Below are 18,163 nucleotides of genomic sequence, written 5' to 3' on the forward strand. Positions count from 1 at the left end.
GCGGAAGCCTTGGTGGTGACGGAGGTTTCGTTGGCCACTTTGGCCACATTTTGCACGGCCTGATCTTTTTTGATTTGCGAGGTGATGTTGGAGGCGAACTTGATGACCTTGATGACCTTGCCATGGCTGCCCCGCACTGCGTTGTAGGTCGCTTCCAGCCAGATTTCATGACCTTGCTTGTCAAAGCGCTGAAAGCGCCCTGATTTGAAGGTTCCCTGAGCCAGTTCCTGCCAGAAATCGGGGTGTTCCCGATAAAACGATTCATCACAGAACATGCGATGCTGACGACCTTTTATTTCATCGAGCCGATAGCCCATGGTGTCGAGAAAATTGCGGTTGGCGTTGATGATGACGCCGTTTGGCTCAAACTCGATGACCGCAAGGGAGCGGTCCAGCGCTTCGAATATCGCTTTCTGCGTCATGAGCAGGTCATGTTGCAAGGTCACGTCGGAGGCGATTTTAACGACTTTGCTGACCTTGCCATCCTGGCTGACCGGGAAGTAGGTTGCTTCCAGCCAGATTTCCTGGCCGTGCTTGCCGACTCGCTGGAAGGTACCCTGCTGACTGTGGCCATTGGCCAGCTTCCTCCAGAATTCCCGATAGGAGGGGGAGTCAGAGTCCTCTTTTCGACAGAAGATGGCATGGTGCTGCCCCACGATCTCCTTGAGGCTGTAGCCGACGGTGCCGAGAAACAGCGGGCTTGCATCGAGGATATGGCCCTCGGGGGTGAATTCGATCATGGGGAGATGGGCATGCATGGCGTGGTTCAGCGCCTCGCTCTGCAAGGCCCTTGCTCTTTCTGCTGCCAGCTCGTTCTTGAGTTTTGCGTTGAACATAGGAACTCCCCAACCAGGTCAAATCATTCAATGAGCCTTCAATCCACCTCTTACACCTTGCAGGCATAAGGCTCCGCTTGTGAGTGCAACACCCGCTGACCACTGACTCGGGCTACTCCATACAAAAACCAGGCCTAATACGCCATGGTGCGCCAACGGATGGTGTTGACCCCTGAGCTGGGTACCTGCCAATAGTTTGTTGATCGTCAATATGGCCGGGCGTTGGCGGCGGCTCACACCAGGCCGGGAAGCCGCGTCCGTGAGCCAAGCATGGTAAAGGGAGCTGCGCCGAACAGGGCAAGGCGTGGTGGCCCGAGGGGGCGACTCGGGCAGAAAAAGCCGCTTTTATTGCAGTTTGCATCGCGTTTTGCGGGCTTTGGGCGGGCCTTGTGGCAAGTTGCCCGCATTGGGGGCGGAAGAGGGGGGAAAATCCGGCCATTTTTTCTGGCTTGGGTTTTGCTTGGGTCGACAAAACGGATCGGCTCTTTGCAGCTGAATGCCTTGCTGCGATGGCCCAATGACGCTCTGCTACCAGGATGAGGTGATGCCATGGCTACTGCACAAGGACTCTTGCAGGACACCGCCTTCGACCAGACCGAGGCACATGCGATGTCGCATGCACCGCGAGGAAGGCATTCGGTCAAACGGATGATGATCCTGGGGGGGATCCTGGTGGCGGTGCCGCTGATCGTGGCATCCATCGTCTCCTTGTGGAGCAGCCAGGCCCAGCTGCGTGCGCAGGAGAAGGTCGAGCGCTTCAATCAGGCTCACCTCATCTTCAAGGAGACGCGCTATGACCTGGTGCAGATCCAGCAGTTCATCACAGATGCGGCGGTGACCGGCAACACGGAAGAGGGCCTCGCCGAGGCCGCCACCTTCCGCGATACCGCCTTGCAGAATCTCGATACCCTGATGCGCAGCCTGCCGGACTTGAGCGACGAGCTGCTGCCGATGCAGGAGACGGTCAAGGGGCTGTATGAGAAAGGGGCGGTCATGGTGGATACCTACAGTCGCCAGGGCCAGGCAGCGGGCAACCTGATGATGAGCAGCCAGGGTGGCTTTGATCACATGGTGATAAACATCAACGAGCGGCTTGAGCGCATCAATCATCAGCTGGACAGCCAGATCACCCGTGCCGACGCCAGCCGCGACGAGGCCAAGGAGCTGGCCCTGCTGATGGGGCTGGTGGCCGGGCTGGTCTCCCTGCTGTTCGTGGCGCTGGCCTATTTCATCCAGTACCGTCACCTGATGCGCACCCTGGGCGGCGAGCCGGATTATGCCGCGCGGGTGGCCGCCGAGATTGCGGCGGGCAACCTCACCGTCGCCATCCAGACCCGTTCGGCAGACAATCACAGCGTGCTCGGGGCCATGCGGCTGATGGCGGCGCAGCTCAGTCGCCACATGCGCCAGATAGACCTGCGGACCCGGCAGCTGGCCCAGTCCTCCTATCAGATCTCCGATATCTCGAGAACCATCACCGACGCTTCCCAGCTGGAGCAGCACCACTCGGCGGAAGTGACCCGCGCCAGCAACGATCTCTCCTGCGCCGCCGAGGCGGTCTCCGGCCTGGCAAGCCAGGTGGGGCAGCAGGCCGAGCTTGCCTATCAGAGCGCCCATCGCAGCACCCGGGTGATGAGTGAAAACATCGAAGAGATGCGCCACGCCGTGACCGAGGCGCAGCAGGCGGAGCAGAAGACCCGCCAGCTGAGCGAGGCGAGCCAGCGCATTCAGGTGATCACCCAGTCCATCACCGCCATCACCGAGCAGACCAACCTGCTGGCTCTCAACGCCGCCATCGAAGCGGCCCGGGCCGGGGAGTATGGCCGCGGCTTTGCGGTGGTGGCCGACGAGGTGCGCAAGCTGGCCAACAATGCCGGTCAGGCCACCAAGGAGATCAACGAGATCGTCACGACCCTGAGCCGGCTCATTGGCGAGAACGAGAGCTCGGTGAAGAGCGTCATCGCCCGTACTCACCTGACCATGGACAAGGCGCACGAGGCGAGCCAGTCCATCAACGGCCTGATGACGGAGATCGAGCGCAGCGTCGGCGCGGCGGATCAGATCCGCGGCACCAGCGACGAGCAGATGGGCAAGCTCTCCTCGCTCAATGCCCATCTGCACGATCTGCTGCATGCGCTCGCGGAGAACACCGAGAAGGTGCAGACCACCGGGATCATCAGTCGCACCCTCTATCAGGAGTCGAGCCAGCTGCGCGATATCATGGAGCAGTTCCGCTTCGAGGCCGAGAGCGGGGCAGATCGCAGCGAGCACGAGCTGCGCCGGGCGCCGCGCATGTACCAGCACATGATGGTGAAGGTACAGGCCGGGGGCGGGTTCCATGAGTCGATCACCGAGGACTTCAGCGTCACCGGCCTGCGACTGCGCACGGTGCAGCCCCTGGCCCTAGACAAGCGCGCCGAGGTGGAGCTCAAGATCTACACCCCCAAGCCCTCCATCGATCTGTATCGCAACCAGACGCCGCTGACGATCAAGGCCAGGGTGATGTGGTCCCGTCAGGCGGAAGAGGGCGAGGTATACGGGCTGGAGTTCATCGAAGTGGCACCGCAGGCGCGCAGCCAGCTGGAGGCCTGCTTCAAGCATTATGCGCTGGAACCGACCTATACCGGCTGATGCCGTGTCGAGCCCGACAGGTGGATGGCCGCCACGCGGCAGCCTGCTTGACCGACAGAGTGAAGAGGTAATCAAGAGAACAAAGACGAGATGATAAAAGAGGGGGGCCTGGGCTCCCCTCTTTATTGTTGGGCTGACAACACAAGGTGTCTGCCCTTAGCCGGTGCGCAATCGCGCCTTTAGAACTTGTAGAGCCAGGAGACGGCGGTGAAGTAGCCGTTGTAGTCCTGGTTCAGGTTGCCAAGGTTGCGCTCTTCGCCGGTGTAGAGGTAATCCACATCCTGGAAGTATTCGTAGCGCACATCCCAGCGCAGCGAATGCTGCTTGGTCAGCTGATAGAGGGCGTAGCCTTCCAGCCGGTGTTGCTTGCTGGTCAGATCCGGGTAGTCATAGCCCTTGCTGGCGTCGGTTTTGCCGCGGCCATAGGCGAAGCTGTAATCGAGCCCGAGCTCGAGATCCCGGTCAAACGCCTTCTTCTGGGTGAGCCCGAGCCCGAGGGTGGTGATCTCGTCGCGTACCGCCGTGCTGTAGGGATCCCAGTCTGGCGCACCTGTGTAGGCGTGGTTCTGGCTGGAGGTGATCCACTGCAGGTTGCTGAACAGGTGGCCGCTCAGGTTGTCGTCGAACTGCTGGTTGAGGGTCAGGTCGAGGCCATAATCCTTGCCCTCGCTGCGCCCTATGTCCGGCTCCTTGTAGTCATCCCTGGCCCACCACCCTTCGAGGCGGGCATCTATCCCCTCGCTGAACTGATAGCCGAGATCCCCCCTGAGCTCGACCCTGTCCCTGTCCGCCAGATAGAACTGGCGCAGGGTCGGGCTGCCGTTGCCACCGGCGCTATCGTGGCGCCAGTCCGAGCCGTCGCGGGTGCTCCAGGCGAGCTTGCCGCCCAGTTGCAGCGCCCCGGCCGGGCGGTAGCGCCCCTTGAGGAACAGGGTGTGCTCGTCGGTGTCCTGTCGGTCGGCCTGCTCGCGCTGATCGGCCTTGTACTGATAGCCGGTAGTGAGCTTGACCGAGCGGCTGAGCCGGTAGTCGGCCGCCAGATCCGCCTTGCTGCGGGTGCGATCGCTCTTGCCGCGCTGCTTGCCGACCACCGCGTATTCATCGGACTTGTCCTTGCGGTCCCGATACTCGCCGCCGGCGCGCAGGGTGAGATCCCGGCCAAAGCGACCCACCCACTTGGCGTCAGCCTGCAGGGTGCTTACCTCGCCGTGGAAGTCATCCTGGCTGATGGGGGCGTTGCGAAACGCGGTCAGGCTGCCGTTGGAGGTGGCCTGGCTGGTGAGCACGCGGCCGGTCAGGCTCTGCCGATCCCAGTTGTACTGGCCGGAAAGGCTCAGCTGGTGGAAGTTGTTGTCCGGCTCGTAGGCGCGCTCGTTGGCGTAAGGGTCGGCGACGCTGCCATAGTAGAGCGCCGTGTCATCGGTACGGTAGAGGGAGCCGTTGTAGGCGAGATCGACCAGCCAGCCTTCTCCCAGGTAGCTGACGCCGCTCTTGACCAGGGTGGTCGAGCTGCCGTCGACGGGCTTGGGCAAAAGGCCTGGCCCGCTGCCGATGCCGGGCACGCTCGACTGGTAGTAGGCGAGGGTGGCCTCTTTTTTCTCATGAGAAAAATCGGCGTAGGGGCGCCACGGGCTCTTCGGGGTATAGGCGAGCCCGGCGGTCAGCTTCTTGCGCACCACCTCCTTGTCAAACTCGGCCAGCGACCCCTGGGTCAGCGGGCTCTCGCCCGGCTGATAGACGCTGCGGCCGTGGCTGTTCCAGTAGAAGGGGGACTCCGAGTAGCCCAGCCGGGCGCGCATGCCGTCGTAGTGGCCCTGTTCGGTCGCCAGGCTGAAGCGCTCCATGCCAAGGTTCTTCACCTCTAGGCTGCCGTAGCGGGAGCCTTCTCCCCGATATTGCAGGTCGGCGTTGAAGATGCCGAGCATGCCGCTGTCCTGCTGGCTGGGAACCCAGTTGCGAAAGCGGGTGGCGCCATCGTCGTTGGCATAGCCGGCACCCAGCCCCACCTCGCCAAACCAGCCTTCATCGCGCTCGCAGGACTTGCAGCTCCAACGTTCGGTCTTGGCCGGTTTGCTCTGCTGCAGGGCGTAATCCCCGACTGCCAGCGGCTCCTCGGCCGCCTGGGCCGAGCAGACCGCCAGCAGGGAGAGCCAAAGTGTTGAGTATTTCATGACTTCTCTCCTCAGCGCCGCAGTGATTGACCGTTGGGATGGTTGGTCCCGTGGATCTGGTTATGACAGTTCAGGCAACTGCCGCCACGCACCTTGAGATCCCCCTCGGGGATGGAGACGTTGGCATGGGGCACGCTGTGGCACTCCTGGCACAGCTGGGGCACCCGCTTGTTGAGCAACGCCTGGTTGATGGAGCCGTGCGGGCTGTGGCAGAGGGAGCAATCCTCGGTCACCGGCTCGTGTTCCCACAGGAAGGGGCCCCGTTTCTCGGCGTGACACTCGTAGCAGCTCTCGTTGAGGCTGGGCTGCTTGAGGCTGGCCTCGTTCTGCGACTGGTGCGGATTGTGGCAACTGGAGCAGGGCAGTTCGCCATTGAGAATGGGGTGGCTGGTGCGCTTGTGCAAATCGGCCTTTTGCTGGGCGTGGCAGCTGGTACAGGTCTCCACCTGCAGCTTGCTGTCCATCACCGGATCCTTGGCCTGGTGCAGGCTGTGGCAGCTGGTGCAGGAGACATCCTCCACCGCGTGAGCACTGGCATGCCAGCCCATCCGCTGGGTATCGGTGTGGCAGGAGAGACAGACGCTGTTCTGCTTCTCCACCGGGACCGGCGAGTCGGGGCCGAAGGTGATCATGGGTTCCCGCTTCTGTCCCTTGCGGGGATTGCGCGGATGGTTGCCGGCGGGGCCGTGGCAGGCTTCACACTGCTTGTCGGCCATCGGCCCGTTCTGGTTGCCGAGGTTGCCGTGCACATTGTGGAAGATGCCGGTGGCGGGCTTGCGCGAGTCGGCATCGTGGCACTTGAGGCAGGTATCGGCCCCCTTGGGGGAGTATTTGCCCTGGTCGAATTTCTGGTCGAGGGTGGCCTCGACCTGCAGGCGCGGATCGGCATCGGCCGCCGGCTGGGCATCGCTCTTGGCCCAGACCGGCAGGCAACCGAGTGCCAGCAAACCCGCCAGGAGCCACTGCGGGGTGATTCTTTTCATATCGTGTCCTTCAACGGCAAAGGGCCGGGGGGAGGCATCCCCCCGGCCTGGTGGTCTCAACGGAAGTCATACACCTTGTGAACCTTGTCGACGCCCTGCTCCTGCCCGACGGCATGGCAGGACGCGCACTGTTCAACTCCGGTGGCGGCCTCTATCGTCTCTGCACCAAAGATGGCGCCGTTGTTCTTCATGTGGGTGGCCCACTCATCCCCGGCGACCGGGTTGTCCGGCTTGACCAGCCCCAGCGGCGACTTGAGGTGGCAGCTGGCGCAGACCACCAGGGTCGGGCTGAAGAACTTGGGCTGCTTGTTGTCCGCCGTGGTCGCCACCAGCGAGGGTCGTTCGTTCTGCTGGTTGGGCAGGTTGTACTGACCCTTGGTATGGCAGGACTCGCAGTTGTTCAGCTTGCCCGGGAAGGTGGCATCACCGCTGCGATGGGAGCCGAAGGCGTGGAAGGAGTGCACGTGGTACTTCAGATCCCCCGGTACACCCGCATAGAAGGAGGTGCGGGTGGCGTTGTGACAGCTGGTGCACTGGGCGAAGTCCTTGGAGGCGTGGGCCGAGCCCGCGTTGCCCTCGGTGTGGACAGCCAGATCCTTGTGACAGCCGTTGCAGGAGGCCAGATCCGCCCCTGCCTTGAGCACATAGCTGCCGTCGACCCCGCCTTCGACCCGGAAGTAGGCCTTGACCGGGTTGATGGCCACGTAGGAGAGGGCGCTGGCGGTGCTGCTGCAGGGGAGCAGATCCCCGGCGGCGAAGGCACCGTTGCGATCCGCCTTGCGGGCCACGCACACCTGCAGTTCGGCGACCGTGGCCGCCAGGGTGCCGGTCACCTCGTTACCCACCTCTTTGCGGCACAGGAAGCTGCCGCCGCCCTGGCTTTCGCACTTGGTGAAGTCAATCTTGTTGCCGGCGACGAAGGTCTGCGGGTTGGTGTAGCCCAGCTCGAAGCCGCTGCCCTGATCCCAGTTGACCAGCACGTAGGGAGCCTTGGCCAGATCGCCGTACTTGATGTACTTGAGCACCCCGTCCATGGTCTCGACCGGCGTGCCGTTGGCGGTCACGGTCAGCTCGACCTCAATGTTGGGCGCGGCGTAGCGCACGTCGTCAAACTTGAACACCAGCTTGTCGCGACCGGCAGCCTCGTTGGCGAGGTAGCCCATGTGCACGCTGCTGGGGGACTTGGTGTTGCCGGGGGTCTCGGCGTGGCACTGGGTACAGAGGGTGCCGCTGGTGATCTTGCCGTTGATGTGGCTGACGTAGCCGGTCGCCGTGGTGGAGTCCGCGTGGCAGGCACCGCAGGGTTTCTCCTGGGCGTGCTGCCAGTTGTTGGCATCCGGGGTGGTCGGGGTGACGCCCTTGTGGCAGGTGTCGCAGTTGCGCGGATCCTGCGGGAAGTGGCTCACCAGCTTGGTGGCGGTCGCATCCAGGTTGCCGTGCAGCTTGTGCACCAGGGTGGTCAGATCGCCCCGTCCGCTGCCGGGCACGCTCTCGTTGTGGCAGGTGACGCAGAGCTTGGGATCGGCCCGGTTGCTGTGGTGGATAGGCTGCTTCATGTGGCAGCTGTCGCAGCTCTGCTGCTCCAGGATGTCGCGGGTCAGCAGCGGCGGCGTGCCGGCCGGTACCCAGTCCAGCACATAGTCGGTGACCGGAATGCCGTTGCTGCCGCCAAAGTAGATGCCGAGGCGGTGCGTCGCTGCCTCATCCCAGCGGATCAAGCCGTTGTTGTCCTGCGAATCGCTCGGATAAGGGTCGCGCACCGTGGTGGCATTGAAGGAGAAGGTGTAGCGGTACTGGCCATTGCCAAGGGCTTCCAGCTTGCCGCCGTTCTCGCCGGTGGGCCGGTTGTTCTTGGTACTGTAGATGAAGCTCTTCCAGATGACAGGGTCTTCCCGTTTGGCGTCGCGGCCGGGGATCACCTTGGCCAGGGTGAAGGAGGGAAGGGTGGTTCCCAGCTCATAACCCTTGCCTTGCTTGTCGGTTACCTTGAATTGCACCGAGAGCTGACCGCTCTCGCCAAGTTGTGGGGTGGAGGCCGAGATCACCAGCGAATCTGGGGTTCCCGGAGGAGGGGGAGGTGGATCCGTCTGGTCATTGCCATCACCGCCGCCCCCACAGGAGGAGAGGGTGAACACCATTGCTGCAGCCACCAATACTTTCCAGTATTTCATTGTTTTATCCTTTTTTATCGGACTTATTGTTCCATATATGAACCAGCTCAAAAAATTCCCAAAAAGATACCACTTAAGGGTCAAAAGAGGACTAAATACGGTATAAATCATTTCCATCTTAATTGTAAGGTTTATATATTAGACAGCGTTGATCTAAGTCTCAAAAACGGATCGAAAATCAACCTTGAGTATAAAAATGTCTGTTTTTACTGGGGTTTATAGACCTTTTCTGGAAGAGGGATAAGAAATGAAACGCAGTGTGAAGCTGGAAATACTGGGACTGTCGTTGCTTTTGGGCTCTATTGGCACCGCACATGCCAGCCTGGACTCATTAGTGGATACATGTAACTCATGTCATGGAAATCAGGGGATCAGCACCCAGAACGATATTCCGACTATTGCAGGGCTGGCAGAATCAAATCTTGCCGAGCAGATGCGCACCTACCTGGACGGCCGGCCAGCCAAGACCGTTAATCATGTCACCGGTGATACCAGCAAGAAGGGGAACATGACCGACATTGTTAAGGGCCTTAGCGACGAGCAGATCGACGAGTTGGCGGCGCATTATGCCGAGCTGCCCTACAAGCCGATGAAGCAGCCGTTCGATGCGGCGCTGGCCAAGGCGGGGCAGAAACTGCACGACGACTCCGGCTGCAAGAAGTGCCACTCCGAAGGGGGTTCGGTGGCCGAAGACGAGGCCTCCATCCTCGCCGGCCAGCCCAAGGGCTACCTGCTGACCTCCCTGCAGGAGTTCAAGGCCGGCAAGCGCAGCAACGACGAGAAGATGAACAAGGCCATCATCGCCATGAGCGATGCCGACCTCAAGGCGCTGGCCGAGTACTACGCAAGCCAGCAGTAACGTCGCTGCCCCTCCCGTTGACGCAGCCACCCCGCTTCTGGCGGGGTGTGGTCTCGTGTTCATGACCGTCAAAGGAGCTGTCACCAGCTCCTTTTTGTTGCCAGGCGGGCAGACGGCACCCGGCGGGTGCCACCGTTTCGGAGTTTCCTATGAAAAAGATCATCAAGTGGCTGCTGCTCGCCTCCCTCGCTCTGGGAGCGGGTCAGCTGGCGCTGGCCAGCGCGCAGGCAGCGGATGCCACGTCAGTTGCGCCGAGTGCCACATCCAGCGCCGACCAGGCAGCACAACCCACCCTGGCCGAACGGCAGGCCAAGGCGGAAAAGAAGAAAGCCGCCGCCAAGAAGGCCGCAGCCCGTTTCGCCAAGTGCGAGAAGTGCCACGACGGGGAGGAGGGGATGTACGGCAAGCATGGCCAGGTCACCAACCCCAACACGGGGGAGCAGGTCACCTGCACCAACTGCCACGGCAATGCGTCGGCCGATCACCGTAAACAGCGCGGCGGCATGGTCGATGTGATGCGCTTTGGCAACGACGCCTTCCCGCTGAGCCAGCAGAACGGCGTCTGCATGAGCTGCCATGAGCCGGACGATTTGCGCAAGGCCCTCTGGGCCCACGACGTGCACGCCACCCGGGTCAGCTGCACCAGCTGTCACCAGCTGCACCCGGCCAAGGAGCCCATGGTGGGGATCCCCGAGAAGTCGCGCATCAAGCTATGCGTCGATTGTCACCGCAAGCAGCACGAGGCCGGCCTCGGCGGCGCCGTCAAGGAGGGCGCATGAGCACGACCCGCCGCGACTTCATGGTGGGCATGAGCGCCGGCGCCCTGATCCTGCTGACGGGCGCGCCGCGCGCCCTGGCCAACAGCATGACCATCAAGGGCGTGCGCTACGGCATGATCCACGACGAGACGGCCTGCATCGGCTGCACCGCCTGCATGGACGCCTGCCGCGAGGTGAACCAGGTGCCGGCAGGGGTGGCCCGCCTGCAGATCCTGCGCAGCGGCCCGGTAGGGGAGTATCCGGCGCAGGAGTACCGCTTCTTTCGCAAATCCTGCCAGCACTGCGACAACGCCCCCTGCGTGCACGTCTGCCCGACCGGCGCCTCCCACATCCGGGCGGAGGATGGCATCGTCGACATCAACCCCGACCTCTGCGTCGGCTGTCGCTATTGCCTGGCCGCCTGTCCCTATCAGGTGCGCTTCATCAACCCGGTTACCCGGGTTGCCGACAAGTGCGACTTCTGCCGCAAGACCAATCTGGCGGCGGGCAAGCAGCCGGCCTGCGTGGAAGCCTGCCCGACCAAGGCGCTGGTGTTCGGCAATCTGGACGATCCCAACAGCCCCATCGCCAAACGGCTGGTGCAGGAGACCACCTATCGCTACAAGCAGTTCCTCGGTACTTCGCCCAAGATGTACCGGGTGCCGAAAGGGGAGGTGAAGTCATGATCCCATCTCATCCGTATGACGCAGACCGGCTGACGGGAGGGAAGCACCATGTGGCATGATGCGTTTCACTTCGACTCGCTGGTGTGGGATGGCCCCATCGCCATTTACCTGTTCTTGCTCGGCATCTCGGCAGGCTCGGCCACCCTCTCGGTGCTGCTGCGCCGCCAGGGAGCCGGCAGCGAGAGCGGCATCATCAAGGCGACCGCTATTCTGGCGCCGGTCTCGGTGATCCTGGGGTTACTCATCCTTATCTTCCACCTGGCCCGTCCCTGGACCTTCTGGAAGCTGATGTTCCACTACCAGTTCGACTCCGTGATGTCGATGGGGGTTATGCTGTTCCAGATCTACATGGCGGTGCTGTTCGCCTGGCTGGCGGTGGTGTTCAGAGCCGAGATCGAGGCCCTGCGCCGACGGCTGCTGATGGACAGGCTCGCCTTTGTAGACGGCCTCATCGGCTGGCTCGCCCGCCTCGAGCGGCTGCTGGCGCCGCTGTTGCTGTTGCTGGCCGTGCTGCTCGGGGCCTACACCGGCTTTCTGCTATCGGCGCTCAAGACCTACCCCATGCTCAACAACCCGATCCTGCCGGTGCTGTTTCTGGTCTCCGGCATCAGCTCGGGGGTAGCCTCCACCATCTTGCTGGCGGTCACCCTGTTTCGGGAGGATGGCCACAGCCAGGGGGTGAGCTTCGTGCACCGCTTCGAGCGGCCCATCGTCGCCATCGAGCTGTTCCTGCTGCTCTGCTTCTTCACCGGCCTCTACTTTGGTGGCGGCCAGCGGGAAGCGGCCATGTGGGCGGCCATCGGCGGCGGCTTCTGGTCCCAGGTGTTCTGGTTCGGGGTCATCGGGCTGGGGATCCTGCTGCCCCAGCTGCTGGGGCTGGTGGGCAGTCCGGCCAAGGCCCATCAACCGGCCCGGCTGGTGCTTATCTGCAGCCTGAGCCTGGTGGGGATATTGCTGCTGCGCTACTTCATCCTCTACGCGGGGCAGATGACGGTGATGTAGCCGTTATAGAGGTAGAGCGCAGGCAAACAAAAGGCGGGATCTTCCCGCCTTTTTTTATTGTTGCCAGTCGGCTGGATCAGATCAGCGCGCGCTGCTCGAGGCGCTGCTCGCCGGGGCGGCAGATCAGCACCGAGCCCTGCTCGAACCAGTCCCCCAGCACGATGCGCCGCGCCGGGTGGCCGTCGAGGTTGAAGTCGTGGATGGCGGGCCTGTGGGTGTGGCCATGGATCATCATCCGGCAGTCGTGCTGGCGCAGCATCTCGTCCACCGCCGCCGGGGTCACGTCCATGATGGTCTGGCTCTTGTGGGCATTCTCCATCTGGCTCTGGCCACGCATCTTGTGGGCGATGGCCTGGCGGCGGGCGAGCGGCAGGCGCAGGAACAGCCAGCGCAGCCATTTGAGCTGGGTGATGCGGCGAAACTTCTGGTAGCCCTCATCCAGGGTGCAGAGCAGATCGCCGTGGCTCAGCACCACCCGCTCGCCGTAGAGCTCGATGACGCACGGATCCCCCAGCAGGGTCATGCCGGCGCGCTTGGCAAAGGCCTGGCCCAGCAAGAAGTCGCGGTTGCCATGAATGAAGTAGAGGGGCACCCCCTGCTGGCTCAGGGCCGCAAAGGCGTCGGCCACCTCGCCGTGAAGGGGATTGGGATCGTCGTCGCCAATCCAGAATTCAAACAGATCGCCCAACACATAGAGGGCATCGGCACCGGGGGCGTCGTGCGCCAGAAAGCGCACCAGGGCGGCGGTCATGTCGGGCCGCTGGGCACACAGGTGAATGTCGCTGATAAAGAGGGTGCTCATGAGAAAGTGCGCTGGGCCCTGTTGAGGTGGCTGGAAGTGGAACTGGTATTGGAGTTAGCAGTGCAGTGGGGGCCTATCGCCCTCGGCTGCCACACCAATGGGGCAAGCTCGCCGCCCTCCAGGGTGAGCAGCGCGGCATACGGGTCGCCGGCAAGGCCGAGCAAGTGGCACATGGCTGCTTCCCCTTTGAGCCCTTCCTCGAGACGCAGGCGCAGCACTTGGTGATAAAACGCCGCGCCGAACTGCTCAAGCAGGGCGGCCATCAGGCTGAGGTGGCGCCAGCCGTTGAGGCGCTCGAGGGGATCCGGGGTGAGGTAGAGCTCAAGGGGCCAAGGGTGGCCATCGGCGCCGGTGACGATCTGCTCGGCGAGCCAGATGTCAGCGCCCTTTTGCGCAACCCGCCAGCCTTGGGCGGCCAGCGTCGCGGCAAACGCGGCCGGCTCTGGATGGCGGCAGACGATATCGAGATCACTGCCGGGGCGGTCGAGCCCGATGGCGACCGTGCTCACCAGCGCCAGGTCGCTGCACTGCGCTGCCAGCGCATCCCACACCCCGGCTGTGAGCAGGGCATGAGCCGAGCGTTGGCGCGGGTTGCCGTGGGCCAGGTAGTCGAGACGGCGCCAGTCGATGGGGCCGGCCTTCGCAGATGGAAAAACTGCGGCCGGGGCCGCAGTCAGTTCATCTCGCAGAAGGCAGAGATCACTCGGCAAGGGTCACCTTGGTGATCACGACGTCTTCGGTCGGCACGTCCTGGTGGATGCGGCCGTAGTTGCCGGTCTTGACGCCCTTGATCTTGTTGACCACGTCCATGCCGGCGGTCACTTCACCGAACACGCAGTAGCCGAAGCCCTGGGTGGTGGCGGATTTGAAGTCAAGGAAGTCGTTGTTGTTCACGTTGATGAAGAACTGGGCGCTGGCAGAGTGCGGCTCCATGGTGCGGGCCATGGCGATGGTGCCGACCTTGTTGGACAGGCCGTTGGCCGCTTCGTTCTTGATGGGGGCGCGGGTGTCTTTCTCTTCGAAGCCCGGGGCATAGCCGCCGCCCTGGATCATGAAGCCGTCGATGACGCGGTGGAAGATGGTGTTGTCGTAGTGACCGTCACGGCAGTATTGCAGGAAGTTGGCCACGGTTTCCGGGGCTTTTTCAGCGTTCAGGGTGAGGGTGATGTCGCCGTGATTGGTGTGCAGAGTGACCATGATATGTCCTTTCATTTGATGCGGGCGACGAGATGCCCGCAGGTGTATGGCATAAAGTGGTGGCAATTCTAGCCCATCAGGGCCCTGCGGCATAGATGGTGCGCCTGATCCGGCACGTTTTCTGCCTCGTTTTCTACGCGCGATGCGGGTAGAATGGCAGGCCATTTTACTCACAGGCAGTGGTCATAAGATGCTGAAGATATACAACACACTCACTCGTCAAAAAGAAGAATTCAAACCTATCCACCCGGGCAAGGTGGGCATGTATGTGTGTGGCGTCACTATCTACGATCACTGTCATATCGGCCACGGCCGCACCTTCGTCGCCTTCGACGTCGTGGCCCGTTACCTGCGCTACAGCGGCTATCAGCTCAACTACGTGCGCAATGTCACCGACGTGGACGACAAGATCATCAAGCGCGCCGCCGAAACCGGCGTCACCTGTGACGATCTGACCGAGCGCCTGATCGGCGACATGCACGCTGACTTCGATGCCCTCGGCATGGTGCGCCCGGACGTCGAGCCGCGCGCCACCCAGCACATCGGCGAGATCATCGAGCTGGTGCAATCCCTGCTGGATAAAGAGCACGCCTACGTGGCGGACAACGGCGATGTGATGTTCATCGTCGACTCCTACGCCGACTACGGCAAGCTCTCCGGCCAGGATCTGGAGCAACTGCAGGCCGGTGCCCGGGTCGACGTGGTGGATGCCAAGCGCAACCCCCTCGACTTCGTGCTGTGGAAGATGTCCAAGCCCGGCGAGCCGACCTGGGACAGCCCCTGGGGCCCGGGCCGTCCTGGCTGGCACATCGAGTGCTCCGCCATGAACTCCAAGCACCTTGGCAACCACTTCGACATCCACGGCGGCGGCTCCGATCTGCAGTTCCCGCACCACGAGAACGAGATCGCCCAGTCCTGCTGCGCCCACGGTGGCGACTACGTCAATACCTGGATGCACAGCGGCATGGTGATGGTGGATAAAGAGAAGATGTCCAAATCCCTTGGCAACTTCTTCACCATCCGCGACGTCCTGGCCCACTACGATGCCGAAACCGTCCGCTACTTCCTGATGTCTGGCCACTACCGCAGCCAGCTCAACTACTCGGAAGATAACCTGAAGCAGGCCCGCGCCGCGCTGGAGCGTATGTACACCGCCCTGCGCGATCTGCCGGCGGCCGCTGCGGCCGGTGGCGACGAGCAGGTGGCTCGCTTCAAGGAGGCGATGGACGATGACTTCAACACCCCGGAAGCCTACTCCGCCCTGTTCGATCTGGTGCGCGAGATCAACCGCCAGAAGGGTGAAGACATGGCCGTTGCTGCCGCGCTGGGCGCCCGCCTGCGCGAGCTGGGCGCCGTGCTCGGCATCCTGCAGCAGGATCCGGATGCCTTCTTGAAGGGTGATGAAGCGGATGAAGAGGTCGCCGAAATCGAGCAACTGATCGCCCAGCGCAATCAGGCCCGTGCCGACAAGAACTGGGCTGCGGCAGATGCCGCCCGCAACCGTCTCACCGAGATGGGTATCGTGCTGGAAGACAGCGCCGGCAAGACCAGCTGGCGCCGTGCCTAAGGCCGGTGGCCCTGTTGGTGCCAACCGGTTGAGCCAATAAAAAACCGCAGCCCTAGGGCTGCGGTTTTTTTTGTGGTCTGCCGAAGCCTCGGCATCCTTCGGTCTGATCCCCTCGCCCCTTGGGGGCAGAGGGCAAGGGTGAGGGGGGCTCATGTCATTACTCGCCGGAGTGCCGCTAAACCGTTTGTTTCTAGACCCCCAAGTTCATACCTAACCTGGTTGGAGCCTCTGATTATGGCTGGTCCAGCAGTGCGTTCAGGTCTTTGGTGCGCAGCTCGGTGAGATTGGTGAGGCAACTGCTATGTACGAGGGGCGCGATAGTCCCTCCTTCATAGACACCTGCCTCGTAACGGCATTGTGCATCACGAAATGTGATCCAAGCGCGCTGTGCTGTTTTCAGCCTGCCAAGTTGGTCCTTATCAAGCATTGCAACCAGCTTCCTGTAGGCGGCGTTGAGCTTGGCATCGGCCTGCTGGTAATCCTGAAACGCACAGATGTTCATGTCGGTTTGTGTCACCGGCGCAGTACAATCCTGCTCGGCCTGAACGGCAGTGGTTGCCAGCAAGAGCAACAGGGCGGGATAGAGTCTCAAGAGGCTGTTCCTTTGTGGTAGCGAGAGGGCCAATATACGGCATAAACCGGCCCGATGGCGGCTCTGTTTTTCAAGAATAACAAGGGGATGACGTCATGAAGCTGAACTTGGGGCCGTTTCTCGCCCTGCCTCTGCTGGCGTCCGGGCTGCCTGTGGCCGCCACTGCCCAAGATATGCAGGTCCAAGCTCGCGCCAAGGTGGCCGAGTTTCTCGTCTGGGAACGCGAGGTCAAACCGAGTGGCCTCTATCAGGGCGATCTTGGCGGTGCGTTACCCAACATCGTTTCCCCCGAGCTGCTCTGCCTGCTCAATGCCGCCTCTAGGGCGCGGGAGATAGCCACTCGCGAGGCGCCGGACGAGAAGCCCCCATTCGTCGAGGGCAACCCCTTCCTGCCCAATGCCTGGGATCACCTGCTGGGCTCGCAGATCCTCTCGTCGCGCACCATTGCCGGCAGCAGGGATCGCAGCGAGGTAAAGGTGCGCTTCATCTTTGGCGAGCCGGGCACCCCGCTCGACGCCCCCAGCGGCACCTACCGTTTGGTCAGCACCTATCTGGTGCAGGAGGGGCCGCAAGGCGCCCGCATCACCGATATCGACGCTGGCGGCAGCTGTAATTTCTGCCAATCCGGCAGCCTGCGCGCCACTATCTTTGAGACGCTCACCGCCTATCCCGCCGCAGGGGGAGAGCAGTGCAAGGGATTGGCTGAGATGGCAAACAAACCAGAGAATATAAATTAAAATGTATGGAGATGGTATTCACCTGACAGTTGCCCACAAGAGGGAGTGGTCATACAGCTTCAAACCGGATAACAAAACGGTACCCCTACCGTATTATCTGGAGTCACCGTATGACCACCAACGAGAAAGTAGCACGTCGCAAACTTAGCCTGCTAGAGCTCGCCAAAGAGCTCAATAACGTCAGCAAAGCCTGCAAGCTCATTGGCTACAGCCGTCAGCAGTTCTACGAAATTCGCCGTAATTACCAGACCTACGGCGCCGAGGGCTTGCTCGACAAATTGCCTGGCTGTAAAGAGGCTCATCCCAACCGGGTTGCGCCCGAGATTGAACAGGCCATCCTCGATTACTCCCTCACCAGACCAACCCATGGCCCGCTGCGGGTCGCCCAAGAACTGGCTCTGCAAGGCATCAATGTCAGTGCGGGTGGAGTGCGTGGCGTGTGGCAACGGCATGATTTGCTCTCCAAACACGACCGCTTGTTGCGCCTCGAGAAAACCCACCGGGAGCAGACTATTGAGCTCAACGACGAGCAAATTCGCCTGCTCGAGCGCTTCAGCCCCGAGTTTCGTGAACGTCAGATTGAGGTCCACTACACCGGAGAACTGGTGGCAGTCGACACCTTCTTCGTCGGCGCGCTCAAGGGCGTGGGCAAGATGTATCTACAAACCGTGCTGGACTGCTACAGCCGCCACGCCTGGGGACGGCTCTACACCAGCAAGCTGCCAATCACCTCTGTCCATGTGCTCAACGAAACGGTGCTGCCGTTCTTTGAAGCCCATGAGGCTCGGGTCTATACCATCCTGTCGGACAACGGGCGCGAGTTCTGCGGGCGCTCTGACCATCATCCCTACGAGCTGTTCCTGCAACTGGAGGGGATTGAGCATCGAACTACCAAGGTGCGCAGGCCGCAGAGCAACGGCTTTATCGAGCGGCTGCATCGAACCTTGCTGGATGAACACTTCCGTATCAAGGGGAGAACGACCTGGTATGAGTCGGTAGAGCAAATGCAGACAGACCTGGATAGCTACCTGGAGCACTACAACACCCAGCGGCCACATCAGGGCAGGATGATGGAGGGACAGACGCCTTACAGCATGTTCAAGAAGGGTCTGAAATTGATACCGAAGGAAGTGCGCACTAAAGTAGCGTAAACAAGACACCGGTTTGAGGC

The 18,163-nt window shown here is 61.9% G+C and carries 15 protein-coding genes and 1 pseudogene; 8 read left to right on the plus strand and 8 right to left on the minus strand.

The window, feature by feature from the left end; all coding sequences use genetic code 11:
* Positions 1-71: 71 nt before the first annotated feature.
* Positions 72-836 (minus strand): annotated as a pseudogene (locus ACB032_RS03505) (PAS domain-containing protein); the annotation flags it as partial.
* 549 nt (positions 837-1,385) lie between these two features.
* Between ACB032_RS03505 and ACB032_RS03510 the strand changes: the two are divergent.
* A complete protein-coding gene (locus tag ACB032_RS03510) occupies positions 1,386-3,467 on the plus strand; it encodes a methyl-accepting chemotaxis protein (protein ID WP_371137351.1) in 2,082 nt (693 codons plus the stop codon).
* A 179-nt stretch (positions 3,468-3,646) separates the two neighbouring features.
* Here the strand turns inward: ACB032_RS03510 and ACB032_RS03515 are convergent, their stop codons facing one another.
* The 3 genes from ACB032_RS03515 to ACB032_RS03525 are packed head-to-tail and all read right to left on the minus strand — an operon-like array spanning position 3,647 to position 8,792.
* The gene (locus ACB032_RS03515; protein ID WP_371137352.1) at positions 3,647-5,638 is read right to left on the minus strand and encodes an MtrB/PioB family decaheme-associated outer membrane protein; all 1,992 of its coding nucleotides are present in this window, start codon (positions 5,636-5,638) and stop codon (positions 3,647-3,649) included.
* A gap of 11 nt (positions 5,639-5,649) precedes the next feature.
* On the minus strand, positions 5,650-6,621 hold the full coding sequence (locus ACB032_RS03520; RefSeq protein ID WP_016351216.1) for a DmsE family decaheme c-type cytochrome: 972 nt from the start codon (positions 6,619-6,621) through the stop codon (positions 5,650-5,652).
* A gap of 56 nt (positions 6,622-6,677) precedes the next feature.
* Positions 6,678-8,792 carry an OmcA/MtrC family decaheme c-type cytochrome gene (locus ACB032_RS03525; RefSeq protein ID WP_162516959.1) on the minus strand — a complete coding sequence of 705 codons (2,115 nt, stop codon included), beginning with the start codon at positions 8,790-8,792 and terminating at the stop codon, positions 6,678-6,680.
* A 247-nt stretch (positions 8,793-9,039) separates the two neighbouring features.
* On the opposite strand from ACB032_RS03525, the gene ACB032_RS03530 reads away from it, so the two are divergent.
* From ACB032_RS03530 to nrfD, 4 genes are all read left to right on the plus strand, one after another.
* A complete protein-coding gene (locus tag ACB032_RS03530) occupies positions 9,040-9,651 on the plus strand; it encodes a c-type cytochrome (RefSeq protein ID WP_021469996.1) in 612 nt (203 codons plus the stop codon).
* Between the two features lie 149 nt (positions 9,652-9,800).
* Positions 9,801-10,430, plus strand: coding sequence for a cytochrome c nitrite reductase pentaheme subunit (nrfB, locus tag ACB032_RS03535; protein ID WP_371137353.1), 630 nt, complete (start codon positions 9,801-9,803; stop codon positions 10,428-10,430).
* Positions 10,427-11,095 (plus strand): 4Fe-4S dicluster domain-containing protein, encoded by a 669-nt coding sequence (locus ACB032_RS03540; protein ID WP_011706569.1) that lies wholly within the window; start codon positions 10,427-10,429, stop codon positions 11,093-11,095. Before nrfB ends, ACB032_RS03540 begins: the two co-directional genes overlap by 4 nt.
* Before the next feature lie 48 nt (positions 11,096-11,143).
* Positions 11,144-12,097, plus strand: coding sequence for a cytochrome c nitrite reductase subunit NrfD (gene nrfD, locus ACB032_RS03545; protein ID WP_371137354.1), 954 nt, complete (start codon positions 11,144-11,146; stop codon positions 12,095-12,097).
* Between the two features lie 76 nt (positions 12,098-12,173).
* Here nrfD and lpxH read toward each other — a convergent pair whose 3' ends face one another.
* Genes lpxH through ACB032_RS03560 form a run of 3 tightly spaced genes read right to left on the minus strand, consistent with a single transcriptional unit; the run spans position 12,174 to position 14,096 of the window.
* Positions 12,174-12,899, minus strand: coding sequence for a UDP-2,3-diacylglucosamine diphosphatase (lpxH, locus tag ACB032_RS03550; protein ID WP_101148948.1), 726 nt, complete (start codon positions 12,897-12,899; stop codon positions 12,174-12,176).
* On the minus strand, positions 12,896-13,609 hold the full coding sequence (locus tag ACB032_RS03555) for a DUF4269 domain-containing protein (RefSeq protein WP_324016820.1): 714 nt from the start codon (positions 13,607-13,609) through the stop codon (positions 12,896-12,898). The genes lpxH and ACB032_RS03555 overlap by 4 nt, the downstream gene beginning before the upstream one ends.
* On the minus strand, positions 13,599-14,096 hold the full coding sequence (locus ACB032_RS03560) for a peptidylprolyl isomerase (protein ID WP_005302674.1): 498 nt from the start codon (positions 14,094-14,096) through the stop codon (positions 13,599-13,601). The genes ACB032_RS03555 and ACB032_RS03560 overlap by 11 nt, the downstream gene beginning before the upstream one ends.
* A 190-nt stretch (positions 14,097-14,286) precedes the next feature.
* On the opposite strand from ACB032_RS03560, the gene cysS reads away from it, so the two are divergent.
* A complete protein-coding gene (cysS, locus tag ACB032_RS03565) occupies positions 14,287-15,663 on the plus strand; it encodes a cysteine--tRNA ligase (RefSeq protein WP_017782367.1) in 1,377 nt (458 codons plus the stop codon).
* A gap of 232 nt (positions 15,664-15,895) precedes the next feature.
* Here cysS and ACB032_RS03570 read toward each other — a convergent pair whose 3' ends face one another.
* Complete coding sequence (locus ACB032_RS03570; RefSeq protein WP_045789446.1) at positions 15,896-16,255, minus strand: lysozyme inhibitor LprI family protein; 360 nt, start codon at positions 16,253-16,255, stop codon at positions 15,896-15,898.
* A 95-nt stretch (positions 16,256-16,350) separates the two neighbouring features.
* On the opposite strand from ACB032_RS03570, the gene ACB032_RS03575 reads away from it, so the two are divergent.
* Positions 16,351-16,992 (plus strand): hypothetical protein, encoded by a 642-nt coding sequence (locus ACB032_RS03575; RefSeq protein ID WP_371137355.1) that lies wholly within the window; start codon positions 16,351-16,353, stop codon positions 16,990-16,992.
* A gap of 110 nt (positions 16,993-17,102) precedes the next feature.
* Entirely contained in the window at positions 17,103-18,143 is a 1,041-nt protein-coding gene (locus ACB032_RS03580) for an IS481-like element ISAs19 family transposase (protein ID WP_371137356.1), read from the plus strand.
* Positions 18,144-18,163: the final 20 nt, after the last annotated feature.

Source organism: Aeromonas sp. S5(2024), assembly GCF_041403025.1.
Taxonomy (GTDB): domain Bacteria; phylum Pseudomonadota; class Gammaproteobacteria; order Enterobacterales; family Aeromonadaceae; genus Aeromonas; species Aeromonas hydrophila.